Here is a 17,846-nt window from a genome sequence, read left to right on the forward strand (position 1 = left end):
GGTCGCAGGCAGCGGTTCCACCTCGGCCTGCTCGGCAGTGACGATCACATACCAGCGCTTGCCCTCGCGTGTGACGGACACCGTCCTCACCCGGCCCTTCACGGGCCGGTGCTGATGCACCCGGACATGCCCCACGCCCTGAAAACGCACCCGGGTGACGGGGTCGTGCTCGGTGGAGTCCCACCGGCAACCGTCCCCGTCCTTCGGGAAGTCCACCGTGTCGAACCGGCCCATCCCGCGAAAGCGCGGGTAGCCGGCCTTCTGTCCGGCCTTGACCCGGCGGAAGAACGCGGCGAACGCCTTGTCCAGGCGGCGCAACGTCGCCTGCTGGCTCGAGAAAGACCAGCGGCCCTGCCGCTCCGGATCGAACCCGCGGATGTCCTTCAGCTGCGCGGACTGCATCCCGTACGTGACGCTCGTCTTCGACGGGTGCCGGTAGGCGTCACGACGCTCCTGCAGCGCCGCGTTGTACAGCGAGCAGTGATCCCTCAACATCTCGCCCAGTGCCTGACCCTGACGGACGGTGGGCCGCATCAAGAATTTGTACGCACGAATCACCCGGCCCACCCCCCTTCTCCCCGGTAGCACTGCGGTGGTCACGAACCTAGCCCGCGGGTCTGACAACCCGCTCCCACCTGCGGGCACCTGGGTGGGAGCGCAGCGTTGCGGAGCGACGCTGCGTCGCTCCGCAACGCAGGTCCAAGGACGGCATTCCCCACCCGGCTGAAGCCGGGCGTCCCCTGCCGAGAACAGGGATGGCCCTCGGGCAGCGGGCAGCGTTCGAGGGCAGGTCCGTGGAGGTGCGGGAGGCTGATCAAGAGGTGATCGCAGGCCGAGCCCGGCGCCCACGGTTCGCCGATCGGCATGCTGTGCTCCAGGCCGAGCGGATGGACTCCGCAGTGGTAGTGGGCCAGCATCGCCATGAGGTCGACGAAGCGCCGGTCGCGGACGTGGGCGGTCATGACGAACTCGAGCCCGTGCCCGTCCCGCGCCGTCGCGGCCCAACACCCGGCCGTCACATAGGCCCAGCTGTCGGCGTGAGGACCGGGCGCCACGACCAGCACCCGCAACTCCTGCACCACCGCACGCCGTTCCGGCCCGAGGTCGTAGTCCACAGCCTCCACGGAATGCCCCGCGAAGAACGCGCGCACATGCGACTCGACGGCCTCGGCGGCCGACAACCTCTCAGCACCCACCGGGCGATCATGCCAGATACGACTTCCCTGATATCCGTATGGCGATCTATACGATGACATCCGGAATGGGTGACAGGGGGGACCATGCCACGGGACGTGCTGCTCCGGGCTGTCTTGTTCTTGGGTCGAACGCTGCGGAACGAGTGGTACGGCATCGTCGTGGACCCGGTGCGGCAACTCCGCCGGCGTGGGCTGCCGGGGCTCACGCTCGCGTTCGTGGCGGCCCTCGGCGTCATCTTCTTCCACGATCTCGCGCAGACGCCGACCGGTGAGCGGGTGGTGTGGCGGGTCGGGGGTGTCACCGCCGATCTGCCACTGTGGCTGGCCCTGTTGCGCACACCGGCGTCGCTGTACGTTCCCGCTCTCGATCTGCCGGTGTGGGCGGGCATCACCCAGCTGTTCCTCGCGTTCGCCCTCGCCGAACTCTCGCTCGGCCGGGCCCGGACGCTGGCCGTCGCGTACGCGACGACACTCGCGGGGACGCTCACGGTTCGCGTGATGATCGCGCTCGGGCCCGGCTGGTGGGGCCTCGGGCTGCCCCCCGAGGTCGGGCGGATACTCGACACCGGCCCGTCGGCCGCCGTGGTGGGTCTGTTCACCTACCTCTCCGTCGTCCGGCGGGCCCCGGTGGTGTTCATCCTCACCGGGGGGTCGATGGTGTGGGAGTCCATCGCCAAGCCCAACCTCGCCGGGCGCGAGCATCTGATCGCCGTGGGCACCGCGATCGTGCTCGGCCTGCTCCACGGGCGGCTGCGGCGCCTGACCGAGCTGTCACGCCTGGCGGCGCAGTGGTGCCGAAACGTTTCGGACGCGGTTGTCCCGCCCAACGAGAGTATGAAGCCGCATGCGGCGAGCGCGCCCGGAGTCCGCAGCCCCGAGTAGCGCCAGGGGCTCGCCCTCAGACCGCTACGGCACTCTCGGCGAGCCGGTTGATCTCGGCGCTGTGCAGGACGTGCGGACCGGTACCGTGCAGGCCGGCCGTGGCGAGCATGGCGCGCCCGATGTGTTCGGTGCTGGTCACATGGCCGGGAGCGACCCGGCGCAGGAACGGGTACATCCAGGAGGTCAGCGCGTAGGTCACCCGGTAGCTGCCCGTGCGCGAGCGTTCGCCGTTGCGCGGACTGATGTAGCCGGGCCGGAAGACGTACACCGGCAGGTCCATCCCGAGCAGGACGTTCTCGGTCTCGCCCCGGACCCTCGCCCACATCGTGCGACTGGTGCCGGTGGGATCCGCGCCCTCGCCGGAGACGTACACGAAGGTGAGGTGTGGGCTCGACGTCTCCAACGTCCGTGCGGCGGCGAGCGGGTAGTCGTAACTCACCGTGCGGTAGTCCTGCTCGGAGAGGCCCGCCGAGGATACGCCGAGGCAGTAGAAGCACGCGTCGAGGCCGGTGAGGTCGGCGGCCAGGGAGGTGAGGTCACCGAGGTCGGCGTGGACGATGTGCCGCAGCTTGGGATGCGTGACGTCGAGCTGCCGGCGGCCCGCCGACACGACGGTGTCCACGCGGTCGTCGAGCAGGCATTCGCGCAGCACGCCCTGTCCGACCATGCCGGACGCGCCGAAGAGCGCGACTCTCATGTCCATCTCCCTTGCTCCGTACGTCGACTTCCAGCTTAAGTAAGTAACTTCCTACTTTGCAATGTCACCCTTGCATTGGCATGGACCTGCCCGTGATCAACCGCTAGGCTCTGCCCCGCCACAAGACTGAGAGCGCTCTCAGAGCTCTGCTGTTCCACCCCCACTTCACTGGAACGACGAAGGGCAACCTCCATGAGACGCACCAGATTCGCGCGGGCCGGCCTGGCCGTGCTGCTCATGCTCGGGGCCGGTCTCGGAGCGGGCACGCTGCCCGCCGCCGCAGGCGACTCCCCCTCCCCCGGCCGGTCGGACGCCGCGCCCGCCTCGGCCGGTCTCCTCGCCGCGATGCAGCGGGACCTGCATCTGACGAAGGACCAGGCCACGGCACGGCTCGCCGCCGAACAGGGGGCCATGGCCGCGGAACCCACGGCACGCCGGGCCGCCGGAACCTCGTACGGCGGCTCCTGGTTCGACGCCACCGACGGCGCCCTCACCGTCGCCGTCACCCGGGACGCCTCCGCGTCGACCCTGCGGGCGATACGGGCGACGGGAGCGACCGTCCGTACCGTCACGCACAGCGCGCGGCAGCTCGCCGCCACCCAGGCCCGGCTCGACAAGCTCTCCGCACCCGCGGGCGTGAGCAGTTGGCACGTCGACGCGAAGGCGAGCACCGTGGTCGTGAACGTCGCCGGCGGCAAGCTGCGTGACAACGATGTCCAGAAGTTCCTCGCCCGCGCGCGGCAGGCGGGGCCGGTCACCGTCGAGGTGCTCCCCGGCGCACCGAAGACCCTTGCCGCCGGAACCGTGGGCGGCGACCCGTACTACACCGGCAACGTCCGCTGCTCCATCGGTTTCTCGGTGTACGGCGGATTCGTCACCGCCGGGCACTGCGGACAGCCCGGCGCCCGTGTCAGCGGCTGGGACGGCAGCTACATCGGCAACTTCCAGGGCTCATCGTTCCCGGACAACGACTACGCCTGGGTCAACGTCGGCAGCGGCTGGTGGACGGTTCCGGTCGTCCTCGGCTGGGGCACCGTCCCGGACCAGTTGGTGCGCGGCTCGAACGTGGCCCCGGTGGGTGCCTCCATCTGCCGGTCGGGCTCGACGACGCACTGGCACTGCGGCACGGTGCTCGCCCTCAACGAGACCGTCAACTACAGCCAGGGCGCGGTGCACCAGCTCACCAAGACCAATGTTTGCGCCGAACCCGGTGACTCCGGCGGCTCGTTCATCAGCGGCGACCAGGCGCAGGGCGTCACGTCCGGTGGCTGGGGCAACTGCGGCAGCGGTGGGGAGACCTGGTTCCAGCCCGTGAACGAGATCCTGGGCCGGTACGGGCTGACCCTGCACACCGCCTGATCCGGCACGGCACAGCGGCGGGCCCGGCCGGTCGGCCGGACCCGCCCCGGTGTCACTGCGGCGGGAACCGTTGAGGATCTCCGTGCGTTCGCACACCGGACAAGATCGGGGGGAACTGTTGACGGAATCCGTGTCCGGGCCGCGACGCCTGCTGTCGTGCCTGGGGATCGTCGTGGTCGTCCTCGCGATATTGGCCGGGGGCGCCGTCTGGCTGTTGCGGGACGAGCTGTTCCATCCGTTCGGCGACGACCGGGCGTGCGCGGGAAGCGACCTACGGCTGCCGGATGTGATTCGGGCCGGAGGCACGGCCCTGCCCGCGGGCGCCTCGGACATTCACTACTTCACCCGGAACGGCAGAGCCGAGGTGTCCTTCGTGAGCGGGCTGATACCGCAGTACCTGCACCGCGCGGGCCTGCTCCCCGACGGCAAGCCCCTCTTCGATCCCGCGTACGGCACGAGAGGAGTCGCCGACGACGTGATCGCGCTGCCGGAAGGTCTGTGCGGGCCTGCCCAGCGGGGCCCTGTCTGGATCTACCGATCGCCGGGTTCCACGGGCTCCGGCGTCGAGGTCACGGTCGAGCGCTCCACCATGGTCCATGACGCCTTCCGCTTTCCGGCTCGGGCGGTGATCACCTTCCCCCTCGGCTGAGTTGGAGGGGGGCGTCGGCCGTGCTGCTACCGGCCGGAGGTCTCCCGCTCGCGCGGCGCCTGCTCGGCGGTCTCCGGGGTGTCGGCAGGTTCGCGGAGCCCGGCCCGACGGCGGCGCCGCCAGGCAACCAACCCGGCGGCCACCAGTCCGCACAGGACGACGAGACAGAGCAGCAGCATCCAGGGAATGGTCCAGGCGTGGGTCGTGGTCTGCACGTCGTCGAGCGGTGCGACCGAGCCCGACGCGTCGGTGAGGAGCGGAACGAGCGTGACCTTCCCCGTCGTTCGCAGCGCGGGGGCCACTCCGTGGACCGGGACGGTGACCTTCCAGGTGTCGCCGGGTAGCAGCGCGGGCGAGTCGTCGATCCGGCCCGCGTGGACGCCCAGGACGCCGGAGGGGCCGGTCAGGGACACCGTCTGACGTGCCGCCAGGATGGCGTTGCCCGTGTTGTGGATCGTGTACGTGACGGTGGCGTCCCCCTTTGCGAACGGATCGGCCGTGCCCGCGTAGCGCACGTGCAGGTCCTCCACCGACAGGTTGGGCTTGAGCGCTCCGCCCACGCGCAGCCGGATCCGGATGCCGAGACGCCGGCCGGCGTCGGTCCCCTCCGCCTGGCCGGCCTGGGCCGGTGAGGTGACGATGCCGCCCATGTAGTCGCCGGGCGCGGTATCGGCCGGGAGCGTGAGCGTGAACGGCACCTCGGTCGAACGGCCGGGCCGGACCGTCACGTCGGGCCGGTCCGTGTGGACCCAGGCGCCCACTGCTGTCGACTTGGCGTTCTTGGCGACCAGGTCGAGCCTGCCCGCCCGGGTGGTGAACCCGTCGGCGGCGTAGACGGCGAGGTGCAGTGGCGTGGTGCCGCGGTTGGCGATGACGAGAGCGTCCTCGAGCCGCCCGCCCGGGTTGACGGTGTAGCTGTAGTTCTGCCGGCCGGACCCGAAGTCGTTGGAGGCCGTCCTGATGGACCAGGATGCGTCCCCGTCCGCCGTCGCGGGCCCGGCGACCGCTGCGAGGAGGCCGAGTACGGCGAGCAGGACCACGACCGCGGACCGGGCGAGGGCTCTGGCGGCTGAGGCGGTACGCGGTGTGGGCGGGCGCATCTGAGGATCCTCGGGCGAGTGGGAGCGGCGGGAGCGGAACGTGCGGTGGGGCGGGCACCCTGCGGTACCCGCCCCACCAGGTGGAGCGGGCCGGATCAGCTCGGCGCGGTGAGCGTGAGCGTCCCGGCGTCACCCTCGGGTGACTACTGGAGCCAGTCGGCCTCGGCCGTGTTCTCCGTGGCGACGTCGGCCCGCTGGTCCCAGCCGTTGCCGCGGTAGGGGTGGATGACGACCGCGTCGACCGCGGAGCCGACCGGCTGAGCCGGGGTGGCACCGCTGTCCGGGCCGCACCACGACACCTTGTTCAGCTCCACCGCGGCGTTGGGGGCGGCGCAGGTGCCGCTGCGGAGGTTCTCGACGACGAGCTTGTTGTCGCGCACCTCGACCTTCACATAGGTGCGGACGTGCTCCTGGTTCTCGACCGAGTTGGCCCAGTGGCTGTTGGGGTTCAGCGGGTCGGGGCCGTAGTTCGGGTCCTCGGTCGTGTCCGGAGCCGTGAGGTCGTAGTACTTCGAACCCGACGCGGAGTTCGCCGTCACGTAGATGACGCCGCCCGGGCCCTGGGCCACCTGGGCGGAACCGGGCTGCTCACCCGGGTGCGACTTCTTGCCGTTCTTGATCACGTAGCTACGGGAGTAGCTGTGGTCGTGGCCCTGCAGGACGAGGTCGACGCCCAGCTTCGAGAACGCCGTCGGGAAGTCCTGACGCCGCTGCTGGTTGTCGCCGTCGTTCGCGTGGTCGGCCGGCGAGTAGATCGAGTGGTGGTAGACGAGCACCGTGTACTTGGCGTCGGCGCCGTGGTTCTTGACGACGTCGCTGATGTAGGCGACGTGCGCGGCGTCGGCACCGTTGGAGTACGCGTTGCTGTTGATGTCGATGAACAGCACGCCCTTGTACGTGTACCAGTAGTCGCCGCCCGAGCGGGTGGCCGAACTGCCGTTGTAGTACGGGGCGGAGCGGTCGGTGTTCGGCGTCCAGAAGTGCTGCTCGTACGCCTTGCCGCCGACGTCGTGGTTGCCGATCGTGGCCGCCCACGGGTACTGGCGCAGCTTGTCGGACGAGAGGAACGCGTTCCACTGCGTCTCGGTGTTGGCGGTCTCCACCTGGTCACCGCCGGAGACCAGCAGTTCGGCGTCCGGGTTGGCGGCGAGGGACACGTTCAGGGTGTCCCGCCACCCGGCGGCGTCCTTGTCCACGTTGCCGGACGACCCGATCTGCGGGTCGCCGTAGAACAGGAAGTCGAAGTCGCCCTTGAACTCCTGGGTCTTGAAGGAGTAGGTCGGGGACCAGCTGCCCTGGGTGCCGACGCGGTAGGAGTACGCGGTGTTCTTGAGCAGACTGTCGATCGTGGCGTGCGCGTTGTAGCCGCCGTTGACGCTGTTCGCGGCGACGGTGGCCGGGAAGGTGACGGCGCCTGCGGGGAACTCGTCGTTGACGAGGTCGGAGGTCGGCGCGACCTGGACCATCTGCGGAGTGTTGGCCGAGGTGTACCAGGACACGACGCGCTGCGATTCACTGGCGCCCACGCCGAGGACGAGTCCGGTGGGCGTCGCCGAGGTGTCGGCGTGGGCGGTCATCAGGCCGCTGCCGAGCGCCGCCGTGACCCCCAGGACGACCGCCGTGGCGCCCGTTGCCACCCGGTGGCGGACAGGCCCGGATCTGTGTGTCCCCTTGTCGAGCTTCATCGGGATCCGTTCGTTCGAGTGCTAGGGGGGTGGCGTAAGAGCTCGGTAAAAGTCACATAAGAGCGTGACTTCGCGGTGAACGTGGGAGAAGCGAACTGTTCCAATTACCGAAAGTCGCAAGGTGCGTCAGATCCCGAACATCCGCTGCACGAACCACAACAGGCCCATCAGGGACACACCCGCCGCGACCGCCCCTGTCACCCACAGTCCGACGACCGGACGGCGCTGGCGCAGCAGGGCGAGGAGCGGGAACACTGCGGCCACGATGGCCAGTTGGACGGTTTCGATCCCCACGTTGAAGACGAGGAGCGACCACAGCAGCGTCCACGACCAGGCGCTGTCGATCCCCAGCGCCGAGGCGAAGCCGAGTCCATGCACGAGGCCGAAGCAGAAGACCACCGCGAGCCGCGCCCAGCCGGCGCGGTCCAGGCTGAGGTGACCGTGACCGGATGTCTCGAGGTCCGTGGCGTGGGACCGGCGTCGCCACAGCCGCCACAGATGCCAGCCCGCGACGACCGCGATCGAGAGCGCGATGACGGGTTCGACGAAGGACGCGGGCACCTGCACGAGCCCCAGGGCGGCCAGGACGAAGGTCACCGAGTGGGCCAGCGTGAAGGTCGTGGCCGCCAGCACGATCTCGCGCAGCCGGCGTGATCCCACGACGAGCGCCAGCAGGAACAGGATGTGGTCGAGCCCGGTGAGCAGATGCTCGGCTCCGAGCCGGAAGAACGTCCAGAACCTCTCGGCGCCGGACTGGTGGGTGGAGAACGACCGGTGCTGGGCGTCGAGGGCGGTGCTTCCGGACGTCAGGTCGAGGTCGTAGGTGACGATCGTCTTGGTGTCGCGCACATAGCCCTCGGAGTCCGGGAACAGCCCGCTGCGCACCTCGTGCGCCTCCGCGGACCGCGGGCACCGATAGTCGAGAACCAGCAGGGCGTACGGAACTCCCTCGCGTTGCTCGATCGTGAAGTCGCCGTCCCGGGCCGGGGTGCACGCCGCGCCCCCGGCCGTGACGCCGAGGCGATGGGTCACATAGGCGACGACCGAGTCGGCGTGACCGTCGAGTGCGACCGCCTGCTCCGCCGCGTCGCCGTCCTCGAACGCGGCGGTGCCCGCCCGGAACAGCGGATCGTCCTTCTGGTAGTCGGCGGCGGAGACGACGAGCAGGTCGTACTCCAGCCGGAGTTCGGTGCGGACGTGCCCCGCCTTCGGCGAGGTGAGGCCGACGTACACGGTCGAGCTGAACCCGTGGGCGAGCGCCGGCACGGCACTGAGCAGGACGGCCACGACTGCCGCGGCGACAGCGGCCCAGGCACGACGCCCGGCGGCGGGGGACATGTGACTCCTCTTCGGTCGGCGCACGGAATCTGCTGGGCCCAGATGAACAACCGGTGACTCGCGCCCGAACCGGCGACGAAGCAAGCCCGGACAAGACCGCCCGCCCACCGAAAACCGCGTGCCATGGGGTAGGAAGTAGGCGCACTCACGCCATCCCGGAGGAAGATCCCCATGCGCTCTCGGCTCCTGCCTGCCGGCACGCTGGCCGCGGCAGTCGCGACCGCCGTACTGCTGGGCGGATGCAGCTCCGGCGACGACTGGTCCCAGCCGCACGCGAAGCCGAGCGCCGTGGGCACCCTCGGCCCGGGGTTCTCGGACCCGGCGGCACCGCCGGCGCCGGAGGCGACGATCACCCCGCGGCCCGGCTCCTGGAACGGGATCCGGCCGTCGAAGGACTACCGCGTGGTGCTGCTCACCGCGGGCAAGGACCGCCAGACCAGGACGCTGGTGAACGCCGTGACGAAGTGGGCCGGGGAGGTGAACGCCAGCCTGCGGACCGTCACCGCCACGAAGCCGAACCAGTTCATCCCCCGCATCAGCGAGGCGATCGGCATGAAACCCGACCTCGTCATCAGCGCCGGCAACGACCTCATCGACCCCCTGGCCATGGTCACACCCAACCACCTCGACCAGCAGTTCCTCGTGGTCGGGGCCGAGTTGGCCGAGCCGACGGCGAACGTCACCGCCGCAGACTGGACCGGTGCCTCGTTCCGCGGCGAGGGACTCGGCATGTCCTCCGCGTACGATGCGGCCACCTTCACCCCGGAACGTGCCGCGCGCGCCGTACGGGCCGGTGTCGCGGCGGTGCTCAACGGGCTGACCGGCATCGTCGTGTGGATCGACTAGGTCCCCGCACGGCCGGCCCGGACACCTGGCCACCTGGCCACCTGGCCACCTGGCTCCGGCTGACGCTCACACCCGCCGATCAGCTCCCGTTCTGCCCGGTGGCCCACGGCTGCCGGGCGCGTTGCGCGCGCCACCCGGACCACTTGTGCTTACCGTGCCCCTTGAGATGACGGTGAGTCAGGTGGCGGGCGGAGGTGTGGGGCGCAGTGGGTGACGGAGGCGGTCGGCGTGCCGGGCGGGGCCGGGTGGGCGGCAGGCCGGCGCGTTCCGTGCGGTTCCCGCCGCGCACCCGCCCCGGTACGGCGTCGCCGGCGGCCTCCGCGGCCGAGCGGACCGTGCCGTGGCTGCGGGTCGCCGCCGCGTACTCCTGGCGGCTCATCCTCGTCGGCATCGTCGTGTACGGCGTCTTCACCGTCCTCGGTCGCTTCCAGCTCGTCGCCGTCGCCCTGTTCCTCGCCCTCATCATCACGGCGGTCCTGCGTCCGCTCGCCGATCTGCTGAACCGGGTCCTGCCGAGGCGGCTGAGCGTAGCGGTCGCGCTGATCGGCAGTCTGCTGGTCCTGTTCGCCCTGCTGGCCATGGTCGGCAACGCGGTGGCCGGCGAGTCGACGAAGCTGGCGGGCGAGTTCCGTGGCGGTATCCATCGGATCGAACTGTGGCTCCAGCAACCGCCGTTCCGGCTCGGTCCGGACACGCTCACGGACTTCCAGCGCCAGCTGGTGAACTACCTCAACACGCACCGGTCGAACCTGCTCAGCAGCGCCGTCAGCGGGCTCGGCCGGGTCGTCGAGCTGGTGACCGGGGTCGCGCTCGCGCTCTTCGCGTCCGTCTTCTTCATCCACTCCGGCGAGCGGCTGTGGGCCTGGGTGCGCGACCAGTTGCTGCCGACGGGTGCCCGTCCGGGATGGGACCAGGCGGGGTGGGCGGCCTGGCGGGCGTTCGCCGGGTACACGCGCGGGATCATCATCGTGGCCGCCACGAACGCCGCGCTGGTCGGTGTCGCCCTGTTCCTGCTCCGGGTGCCGCTCGCGCTGCCGCTGACCCTGCTGGAGTTCTTCGCCGCGTTCGTCCCCCTGGTCGGCTCCCCCGTCGCGCTCGGCGTGGCCACGGTGGTCGCCCTCGCCGGGCGCGGTCCGCTCACGGCGGCGGCCGTACTGGTGCTCATCGTCGTCATCGGCCAGTTGGAGGGGCACGTCCTGCACCCGCTGGTGATGAGCTGGGCGGTCCGTCTCCACCCGCTCGTCGTCGCGGTCTCCGTCATCGCGGGCAGCATCGTCGCCGGCGTGATCGGAGCCGTCGTGGCCGTACCGTTCGTCTCCGTCGTCTGGGCGGTGCTGCGGGCGCTGCGTGCGCCACCGTCGTAGCGACCCAGGTCAACGCATGACTCAGACGTGCATCTTCACATTTCATCCACCACCCAGCCACACCCCCCTCACGCATCTTGTATGATCACGGCGCTCCATCCGCATCACTGAGGGGGGATTCCTCATGCGCATACGCACCGCCCTGCCCGTTGCCGCCACCGCCGGGCTGCTCGCCGTCGTCACGGCGGCGCCCGCCCACGCCACCGAGTACTCGTCCGCGTTGAAGATCAAGGGCGTCCAGTACGACGCGCCCGGCTCGGACTCCAACCGGTGCTCCGGCGGCAACACCAAGGACGAGTACCTGACGATCAAGAACTACTCGCGCAGCACGCGCGTCAACCTCAAGGGGTACGTGGTCAAGGACGCCGTCGGGAACAGGTTCAAGTTCCCCACCAACCACTACCTGGAGCCCGGCGACTATGTGAAGCTGCGCGGCGGCCGCGGGACCGACTCCGACGCCAAGAACGTCGTCTACCGCCAGAACTGCAACTTCATCTGGAACAACGACAAGGACACGATCTACCTCTACAAGCCCACCGGCGCCCACGCGGACACCCACGCCTACACCAAGTCCCGCGACGACCGCGACGGAAACGGCTACATCAACTACCACGGCTGACCCATCGGCACCGCCAACCGCACTACTCTTGACGCCGGTTGGCCACCTGCGCCTGCCTCCCAGCCCGGCCCGCGCCGGACGGCACGTCTCGTCCGGCGCGGGCCTCACCGTGCTCGCATCCGGAGGATTGTGTGAACCGCAGGACCCGATGGATCCGCCTGACCGCCCACCGTGTACTCGCCGCCACCGCCCTCGCCGCCGGCGTCACGCTCGGCGCGGCCTCCCCGGGCACTGCGTCGGCAGGCGGCACGGACACCGCCGGCCCGGCCGTGCCGCTGCGCGTCGCCACGTACAACATCCACGCCGGAGCCGGTGAGGACGGCGTCTTCGACCTCGACCGGACCGCGGGCGCGATCCGCGACCTCGACGCCGACGTGATCGGCCTCCAGGAGGTCGACGTGCACTGGGACGCCCGTAGCGGCTTCACCGACGAGGCGCACGAGCTCGCGAAACGGCTGCACATGCGCGTGTTCTTCGCCCCGATCTACGACCTCCCGCCGACCGCGGACCACACCGAGCGGCGGCAGTACGGCGTCGCGGTGCTCAGCCGCTACCCGATGATCGCCGCCGAGAACCACGACATCACCCGGCTGTCCACCCAGGACCCCAATCCCGTGCCCGCCCCGGCACCCGGCTTCGCCGAGGTGACCCTCGCGTTCCAGGGCGCCTTCGTGCACGTCTACTCCACCCACCTGGACTACCGCCCGGCCCCCTCGGTCCGCCGGGCCCAGGTCGACGACATGCTGGACATCCTGGCCGAGGACCACGGACCCAAGATCCTCGTCGGCGACTTCAACGCCGAACCCGGCGCCCCCGAACTGGCGAAACTGTGGGGCTCTCTGACCGACACGGCGCCGACCGGCGGCAAGACGTACCCGGCGATCGAGCCGACGAAGCGCATCGACGTCGTGACGGTGTCACCGGACGTGACCGTCACGAGCGTCCACGAGACCGCGACGGACGCGTCGGACCATCGACCGGTGACCGCCGACCTGGAACTCCACGGCCGCGGCCGCTGACCTGACCGCCGTACGCCCGCCGGCTCAGCCCATGCCGTGACCCAAGTCGAGATCGACGCTCCCAATGGCCCGGCCCGCCACGCTGACCTGCGCGGAGGCGGCCGGGTACCCGGTGGTGACGAGCGTGTACGTGCCCGGGGCGAGGCCGGAGAGGGCGTAGGTGCCGTCCGCGCCGGTCTCGGTCCGGGCGACGGTGTCGCCCTGGGCGTCCCGGACGGTCACGCTCGCCCCGGCCACCGGCATGCCGCGCGGATCGCGCACGGTGCCGTGCAGTCCCCCGGACGCAGCGGGCAACTCCACGTCGTGGAAAGCCGGTTGCTCACCCAACGCGACGTCCACGGCACGCGGCTGGTGGCCCTCGGCCGACACGACCAGCAGGTACGCGCCGGGTACCGCCTCGGCCAGTTCGTAGCTGCCGTCCGCGTGCGAGCGTGCCCGGCCCCTCTGACGGCCGTCCCGGCCGACGAGCGTCAGCACGGCGTGGGCCACCTGGGCGCCCATGCTGTCGTACACCCGGCCCCGGAGCACGCTCCCGTGTCCGACGGCCGCGGTCGCCGAGACGTCGGAGCGTGGTGCCGTGTCCGGCTTCGTGGCCGCCGACTCGGTGACCGGGGACTTCACGGCGGGCGCGGTCGCGAGTGCGTTCCCCGCGCGCCCGCGGATCAGCGAAGCGGCTGCGGCGGCCAGGGACATCGCGATGGCGAGGGTGAACACGATGACGAGGCCGTCGTGGAAGGGCTGTGCGATCAGGTGCGGGAAGAACTCCCGTCCCGTCAGGTTCGCGGCGGCGGACGGCGAGAGGTGGCCGAGGATCGTCGGGCCGAGCAGGTGCTGGATCGGGTTGTAGCCGAGGAAGGCGGCGAACAGGACACCCACTGGCGGGAGTTCGGCGACGGTGTGCGCGGCGTGACCCGGGACGCCCTGGGCGGTCAGACCGGAGGCGAGGCTGTGCGGCAGGGTGCCGGAGAGTCCGGCGACCATGAGCGAGAAGAAGACGCCCATGGAGAGGACCATGCCGGCGTTCTGGAAGGTGGCGCGCATGCCGGAGGCGGCGCCCCGGGCGTCGGCCGGGACGCTCGACATGATGATCGAGGTGTTCGGAGCGGCGAACAGGCCGCCGCCGAGCCCGTTGAGGAAGATCAGCGCGCCGAAGACCCGGTAGTCGAAGTCGCTGGGCAGGGCGAGCAGTCCGGCGAACGAGGCGGCCATCACGACGAACCCGGCCGCCGCGAACAGCCGGGCGCCGAACTTGTCCGACAGCGCGCCCGAGACCGGCCCGGCGACCAGGAACCCCACGGTCAGGGGCAGCATGTAGATGCCGGCCCACAGCGGGGTGTCGGCGTAGTCGTAGCCGTGCAGGGGCAGCCAGATGCCCTGCAGCCAGATGATCAGCATGAACTGGAGCCCGCCGCGGGCGATGGCGCCGAGCAGCGTGGCCGCGTTGCCGCCCGCGAAGGCCGCGTCGCGGAACAGCCGCAGCGGGAACATCGGCTCGGCGACCTTCATCTCGACCAGGCAGAAGACGGCCAGCATGACGACGCCGCCGATGAGTCCGACCAGCACCCACGGATTGGTCCAGCCCATGGTGTGGCCGCCGTAGGGCTGGATGCCGTAGGTGATCCCGGCCAGCAGCGCGGTCAGTCCGACGGCGAAGGTGATGTTGCCCCACCAGTCCATCCGTCCCGGCCTGCGCACGCCCGACTCGTGCAGCGACTTGTACGCCCACAGGGTGCCGACCAGGCCGATGGGCACGTTGACCCAGAAGATGGAGCGCCAGTTCCAGGTCACCAGCGCGCCGCCCAGGACGAGGCCGAGGAACGAGCCGGCGATGCCGGCGACCATGTTGACGCCCAGGGCCATGCCGCGCTGCCGGGCGGGGAAGGCGTCGGTGAGGATGGCCGCGGAGTTGGCCATGAGCATGGAGCCGCCGACGGCCTGGGCGATGCGCCAGCCGATCAGCCAGAGCGCGCCGCTGCCTCCGTGGAAGGGGTCCAGGGAGAGGATCACCGAGGTCAGCGTGAAGATCAGGAAGCCCGCGTTGTAGATGCGGACGCGGCCCAGCATGTCGCCGAGCCGGCCGAGCGCGACCACCAGCACCGCGGTGACGAGCATGTAGCCCATCAGCATCCACAGCAGGTAGCTGACGTTGGCGGGCTGGAGCGGGTCGAGCCGGATGCCGGTGAAGATGCCCGGCAGCGAGATCAGGACGATCGAACTGTTGATGGTGGCCAGGAGCATGCCCAGCGTGGTGTTGGTCAGCGCGACCCACTTGTAGCGGGGGTGGTCGGCGCCGATCCACATCCTGCGGGCCGGTGCGACGGGGGCGGTGGTGTCGCCGGTGTCCGGTTTCGGGTCGGTGGTCCTGCTGCTGGTCATGGTGCGCTCTCCGTCATCCGGTCTCCGGACGGGTCGACCCCTTCTCCGGCCGGGAGCATGCGTCGTACCAGCGGGAGAGCGGTCCGCACGGCGATGCCCAGCGCTTCCCGCTCCTGTTCGGGGAGTGCCGTCAGCAGGTCGGCCAGTCGCGCGTCGCGGGCTCGTCTGCGCTCGGCGAGTTCGTCGCGTCCCGCGGTGGTGATCGCGACCAGGGTGACCCGTCCGTCGCCCGGGTCACCGATCCGCTCCGCCAGTCCCCGGCGTTCCAGTCGCTGCACCAGTTGGGTCATGGAAGGCTGAGTGACGCTCTCGGCGGCGGCCAGCGCGGTCAGCCGGGACGGGCCCTCGCGCTCGAGCCGCGCCAGTGTCGAGGCGGCGGTGAAGCTCAGGCTCTGCCGTCCCGCCAGTGCTCTGATCACGGCCGACGCGATCTCGGCCAGCGCCCGTGCGGTGTCCTCCGGGGTCTGCCCGGAGTGCGGTTGATCCACTTCCCCTTCGTATCACATGCCTATATAAGTGTCCTATTGAATCTGGGTAAGAATCCTTCGCTCGACGCCGTCAGCGGGCGCCGATCACCGTCAGCCCCCTGGGCGCAACCGTGTGCACCGTTCCGTCCGCGGCCAGGGTGATGTCGAGTCGGCTCCCGGCCACTTCCAGGCCGGTCACGGTCAAAGGGCCGTAGGAGCGGGCGAATCCGGGTGCCACGGTGATCGTGCCGCCGGGCACGTCCGCGTCCAGGCCCAGTGCGGCGCGGAGCACCAGGACCGCCGAGGCCGCGGCCCAGGCCTGCGGCCGACAGGACGCGGGATAGGGCGCCGGGCGCGGTCCGGCCGCGCTGCCGTGACCCGCGAAGAGCTCGGGCAGGCGGGCGTCGAAGGCGGCCGACGCGGTGAGCAGTCCGGCAGCCAGCGGCGCCGCCGTATCGGGGAAACCGGCCCTGACCAGGCCGTGCACGGCGATCGCCGTGTCATGGGGCCAGATCGAACCGATGTGGTAGCCGTACGGGTTGAAGCCCACCGCGCCGCTGCTGAGCGTGCGCAGCCCATGGCCGGAGTCGAGATCGGCGCCCGTCAGCCGGGCCGCCAGCAGCGCGCTCTCCGCCTCGTTCAGCAGGCCCGTGCCGAGCAGATGACCGAAACCCGACGTCACCGCGTCCACGGGCCTGCCGTGTCGGTCCAGGGCGAGGGCGGGGTACGGGCCGGTCGCGTCCTCGACCCAGAAGCGCTCGCGGAAACGTACGGCCAGCCGCTCGGCCCACTCCTCCCAGGCGTCCGCGCCGGGCCGGCCGAACGCCCGCAGCAGGGCCGCGCCGGTGCGCGCGGCCTCGTACGCGTACGCCTGCACCTCGCACAACGCAATGGGTGGCTCGGCGAGACGGCCGTCCTGGTGGCGGACGGAGTCGCCGGAGTCCTTCCAGCCCTGGTTCGCCAGGCCTCGGCCGGTACGGTCCACGTACTTGAGGAAGCCGTCGCCGTCCGCGTCACCGTGGTCGCGCATCCACGCGAGCGCCGACTCGGCGTGCGGCAGCAGCCGTTCCACCTCATCGTGGGCCATGCCCCAGCGCCAGGCGTCGTGGAGCAGGGTGATCCACAAGGGGGTCGCGTCCACCGTGCCGTAGTACACCGGCGGAAGCGCGAACGTGTCCGCGAACTCCTGGGTGCCGCGCCGGACTTCATGGAGGATCTTGCCGGGTTGTTCCTCCGTGGCCGGTTCGACGACGGTTCCCTGCCTGCGGGCGAGGATACGCAGGGTGCCCGCCGCGAGGTCGGTGCCGAGCGGGAGCAGCATACGGGCGGCCCAGAGGGAGTCGCGGCCGAAGAGGGTGAGGAACCAGGGCGCGCCGGCGGCCAGGAACTGGTCCACGCGGCCCTCCGATCCCCCCTGTTCCGGTACCGGGTCCGTCAGGCGCATCCGGTCCAGGTCGGCGGCCGACTGACGCAGCCAGTGGTCGAACCGGCGGTCCGCGCACCGGAGTTCGGGGATGCGCCACGGTACGGCATCGGCGGGCGCCGCCGGGAACTGGTCACCGTCCGCGTGCGCCGCCGTACAGCGCAGCGTCGTCGACCACGAGTCGCCGGGGCCGAGTTCGATGTCGTACGCCAGGCTGCCCGAGGCGGCGTCCAGGGTGTCCGGGGCCGGATCGGCAGCCAGCCGTACGGTGACGGCGTCGCGGATCCACGTCAGCGAGGTGGCGTCGTCGTACTGGGCGGGCACGGGGTCCTGGCCGTCCCCCGCCTTCACGCGTTCCATGGGGGCCAGATCGGTGCCGGCCGTGATCGTCAGGCGGAAGGCGACGTGCCGGACGCCGGAGTTGACGATCTCGACGTCCTCCGTCAGCAGTCCGGACGTGACGGCGCGGCGGCGGTACAGGGCCACCGCCGGGTCCGCCGTCGTCTCGCCGAGCCCGCGCAGGACGGCCCGGAAGTCCGCCCGGTCCGCCCCCCTGAGTCCGCCGCCGACCGGCGCGAGCGCGATGCCGTCGGCCGTCACGGTCAGCCGGGACAGGGCCCTGACGTCGCCGTGGAAGAAACCGTCCGCGCCTCCCGCGAACTGCCCGTCCGTGCGGGAGACGACGAGGCTCGGCGCGTACAGCGTGACCACCGCGTCGTGCAGGAACGGCTGCAGGCCCTCGGAAGCGGGCGCGGGTACCGGGACCGGATCGCTGGTGTCCTGGGTCTTGACAGTGGCGTCCAAAAGAGAAGAACCTCTCATCGTT

The 17,846-nt window shown here is 70.8% G+C and carries 16 protein-coding genes; 7 read left to right on the forward strand and 9 right to left on the reverse strand.

What is annotated here, in order from left to right:
* A partial coding sequence (locus ACFYXB_RS22250; protein WP_389585310.1) for an RNA-guided endonuclease InsQ/TnpB family protein occupies positions 1 to 558 on the reverse strand: 558 nt, incomplete at its 3' end.
* A 38-nt stretch (positions 559 to 596) separates the two neighbouring features.
* Positions 597 to 1,196: a suppressor of fused domain protein gene (locus ACFYXB_RS22255; RefSeq protein ID WP_389584986.1), complete on the reverse strand. Its 600-nt coding sequence runs from the start codon at positions 1,194 to 1,196 to the stop codon at positions 597 to 599.
* An 84-nt stretch (positions 1,197 to 1,280) separates the two neighbouring features.
* On the opposite strand from ACFYXB_RS22255, the gene ACFYXB_RS22260 reads away from it, so the two are divergent.
* Positions 1,281 to 2,078 (forward strand): hypothetical protein, encoded by a 798-nt coding sequence (locus tag ACFYXB_RS22260; RefSeq protein WP_389584988.1) that lies wholly within the window; start codon positions 1,281 to 1,283, stop codon positions 2,076 to 2,078.
* A gap of 16 nt (positions 2,079 to 2,094) precedes the next feature.
* On the opposite strand, the gene ACFYXB_RS22265 is transcribed toward ACFYXB_RS22260, so the two are convergent.
* Positions 2,095 to 2,775, reverse strand: coding sequence for an epimerase (locus tag ACFYXB_RS22265; protein ID WP_389584991.1), 681 nt, complete (start codon positions 2,773 to 2,775; stop codon positions 2,095 to 2,097).
* Between the two features lie 192 nt (positions 2,776 to 2,967).
* Between ACFYXB_RS22265 and ACFYXB_RS22270 the strand changes: the two genes are divergently transcribed.
* Positions 2,968 to 4,134: an alpha-lytic protease prodomain-containing protein gene (locus ACFYXB_RS22270; protein ID WP_389584994.1), complete on the forward strand. Its 1,167-nt coding sequence runs from the start codon at positions 2,968 to 2,970 to the stop codon at positions 4,132 to 4,134.
* 130 nt (positions 4,135 to 4,264) lie between these two features.
* Complete coding sequence (locus ACFYXB_RS22275) at positions 4,265 to 4,783, forward strand: hypothetical protein (RefSeq protein WP_389584997.1); 519 nt, start codon at positions 4,265 to 4,267, stop codon at positions 4,781 to 4,783.
* A 26-nt stretch (positions 4,784 to 4,809) separates the two neighbouring features.
* Here ACFYXB_RS22275 and ACFYXB_RS22280 read toward each other — a convergent pair whose 3' ends face one another.
* The 3 genes from ACFYXB_RS22280 to ACFYXB_RS22290 form a co-directional block, all read right to left on the reverse strand.
* Positions 4,810 to 5,883, reverse strand: a complete 1,074-nt coding sequence (locus ACFYXB_RS22280) for a WxL protein peptidoglycan domain-containing protein (RefSeq protein WP_389584999.1) — start codon at positions 5,881 to 5,883, stop codon at positions 4,810 to 4,812.
* Positions 5,884 to 6,026: 143 nt separating this feature from the next.
* Positions 6,027 to 7,520, reverse strand: a complete 1,494-nt coding sequence (locus tag ACFYXB_RS22285) for a fibronectin type III domain-containing protein (protein WP_389585002.1) — start codon at positions 7,518 to 7,520, stop codon at positions 6,027 to 6,029.
* 174 nt (positions 7,521 to 7,694) lie between these two features.
* Positions 7,695 to 8,906, reverse strand: a complete 1,212-nt coding sequence (locus ACFYXB_RS22290) for a HupE/UreJ family protein (RefSeq protein WP_389585005.1) — start codon at positions 8,904 to 8,906, stop codon at positions 7,695 to 7,697.
* Between the two features lie 171 nt (positions 8,907 to 9,077).
* Between ACFYXB_RS22290 and ACFYXB_RS22295 the strand changes: the two genes are divergently transcribed.
* The 4 genes from ACFYXB_RS22295 to ACFYXB_RS22310 all read left to right on the forward strand — a co-directional run bounded on the left by ACFYXB_RS22295 (position 9,078) and on the right by ACFYXB_RS22310 (position 12,754).
* Entirely contained in the window at positions 9,078 to 9,752 is a 675-nt protein-coding gene (locus ACFYXB_RS22295) for a hypothetical protein (protein ID WP_389585008.1), read from the forward strand.
* 206 nt (positions 9,753 to 9,958) lie between these two features.
* A complete protein-coding gene (locus ACFYXB_RS22300) occupies positions 9,959 to 11,116 on the forward strand; it encodes an AI-2E family transporter (RefSeq protein WP_389585010.1) in 1,158 nt (385 codons plus the stop codon).
* Between the two features lie 124 nt (positions 11,117 to 11,240).
* Positions 11,241 to 11,735, forward strand: a complete 495-nt coding sequence (locus ACFYXB_RS22305; protein WP_389585013.1) for a lamin tail domain-containing protein — start codon at positions 11,241 to 11,243, stop codon at positions 11,733 to 11,735.
* A 131-nt stretch (positions 11,736 to 11,866) separates the two neighbouring features.
* Positions 11,867 to 12,754, forward strand: a complete 888-nt coding sequence (locus ACFYXB_RS22310) for an endonuclease/exonuclease/phosphatase family protein (protein ID WP_389585016.1) — start codon at positions 11,867 to 11,869, stop codon at positions 12,752 to 12,754.
* A gap of 24 nt (positions 12,755 to 12,778) precedes the next feature.
* On the opposite strand, the gene ACFYXB_RS22315 is transcribed toward ACFYXB_RS22310, so the two are convergent.
* The 3 genes from ACFYXB_RS22315 to ACFYXB_RS22325 all read right to left on the reverse strand — a co-directional run bounded on the left by ACFYXB_RS22315 (position 12,779) and on the right by ACFYXB_RS22325 (position 17,824).
* On the reverse strand, positions 12,779 to 15,130 hold the full coding sequence (locus ACFYXB_RS22315) for an MFS transporter (protein WP_389585018.1): 2,352 nt from the start codon (positions 15,128 to 15,130) through the stop codon (positions 12,779 to 12,781).
* Positions 15,127 to 15,618: a MarR family winged helix-turn-helix transcriptional regulator gene (locus ACFYXB_RS22320; protein ID WP_389585021.1), complete on the reverse strand. Its 492-nt coding sequence runs from the start codon at positions 15,616 to 15,618 to the stop codon at positions 15,127 to 15,129. Before ACFYXB_RS22320 ends, ACFYXB_RS22315 begins: the two co-directional genes overlap by 4 nt.
* A gap of 70 nt (positions 15,619 to 15,688) precedes the next feature.
* Positions 15,689 to 17,824 (reverse strand): glycogen debranching N-terminal domain-containing protein, encoded by a 2,136-nt coding sequence (locus tag ACFYXB_RS22325; RefSeq protein WP_389585024.1) that lies wholly within the window; start codon positions 17,822 to 17,824, stop codon positions 15,689 to 15,691.
* Positions 17,825 to 17,846: the final 22 nt, after the last annotated feature.

Origin of the sequence: Streptomyces sp. NPDC002619 (assembly GCF_042889305.1) — a bacterium.
Taxonomy (GTDB): Bacteria; Actinomycetota; Actinomycetes; order Streptomycetales; family Streptomycetaceae; genus Streptomyces.

Excerpts from the sequence above, each read along its gene's own strand:
- ACFYXB_RS22260 (WP_389584988.1), top strand. The coding sequence starts at position 1,281 with ATGCCACGGGACGTGCTGCTCCGGGCTGTCTTGTTCTTGGGTCGAACG.
- ACFYXB_RS22265 (WP_389584991.1), bottom strand. The coding sequence starts at position 2,775 with ATGAGAGTCGCGCTCTTCGGCGCGTCCGGCATGGTCGGACAGGGCGTG.
- ACFYXB_RS22270 (WP_389584994.1), top strand. The coding sequence starts at position 2,968 with ATGAGACGCACCAGATTCGCGCGGGCCGGCCTGGCCGTGCTGCTCATG.
- ACFYXB_RS22280 (WP_389584999.1), bottom strand. The coding sequence starts at position 5,883 with ATGCGCCCGCCCACACCGCGTACCGCCTCAGCCGCCAGAGCCCTCGCC.
- ACFYXB_RS22290 (WP_389585005.1), bottom strand. The coding sequence starts at position 8,906 with ATGTCCCCCGCCGCCGGGCGTCGTGCCTGGGCCGCTGTCGCCGCGGCA.
- ACFYXB_RS22295 (WP_389585008.1), top strand. The coding sequence starts at position 9,078 with ATGCGCTCTCGGCTCCTGCCTGCCGGCACGCTGGCCGCGGCAGTCGCG.
- ACFYXB_RS22305 (WP_389585013.1), top strand. The coding sequence starts at position 11,241 with ATGCGCATACGCACCGCCCTGCCCGTTGCCGCCACCGCCGGGCTGCTC.
- ACFYXB_RS22315 (WP_389585018.1), bottom strand. The coding sequence starts at position 15,130 with ATGACCAGCAGCAGGACCACCGACCCGAAACCGGACACCGGCGACACC.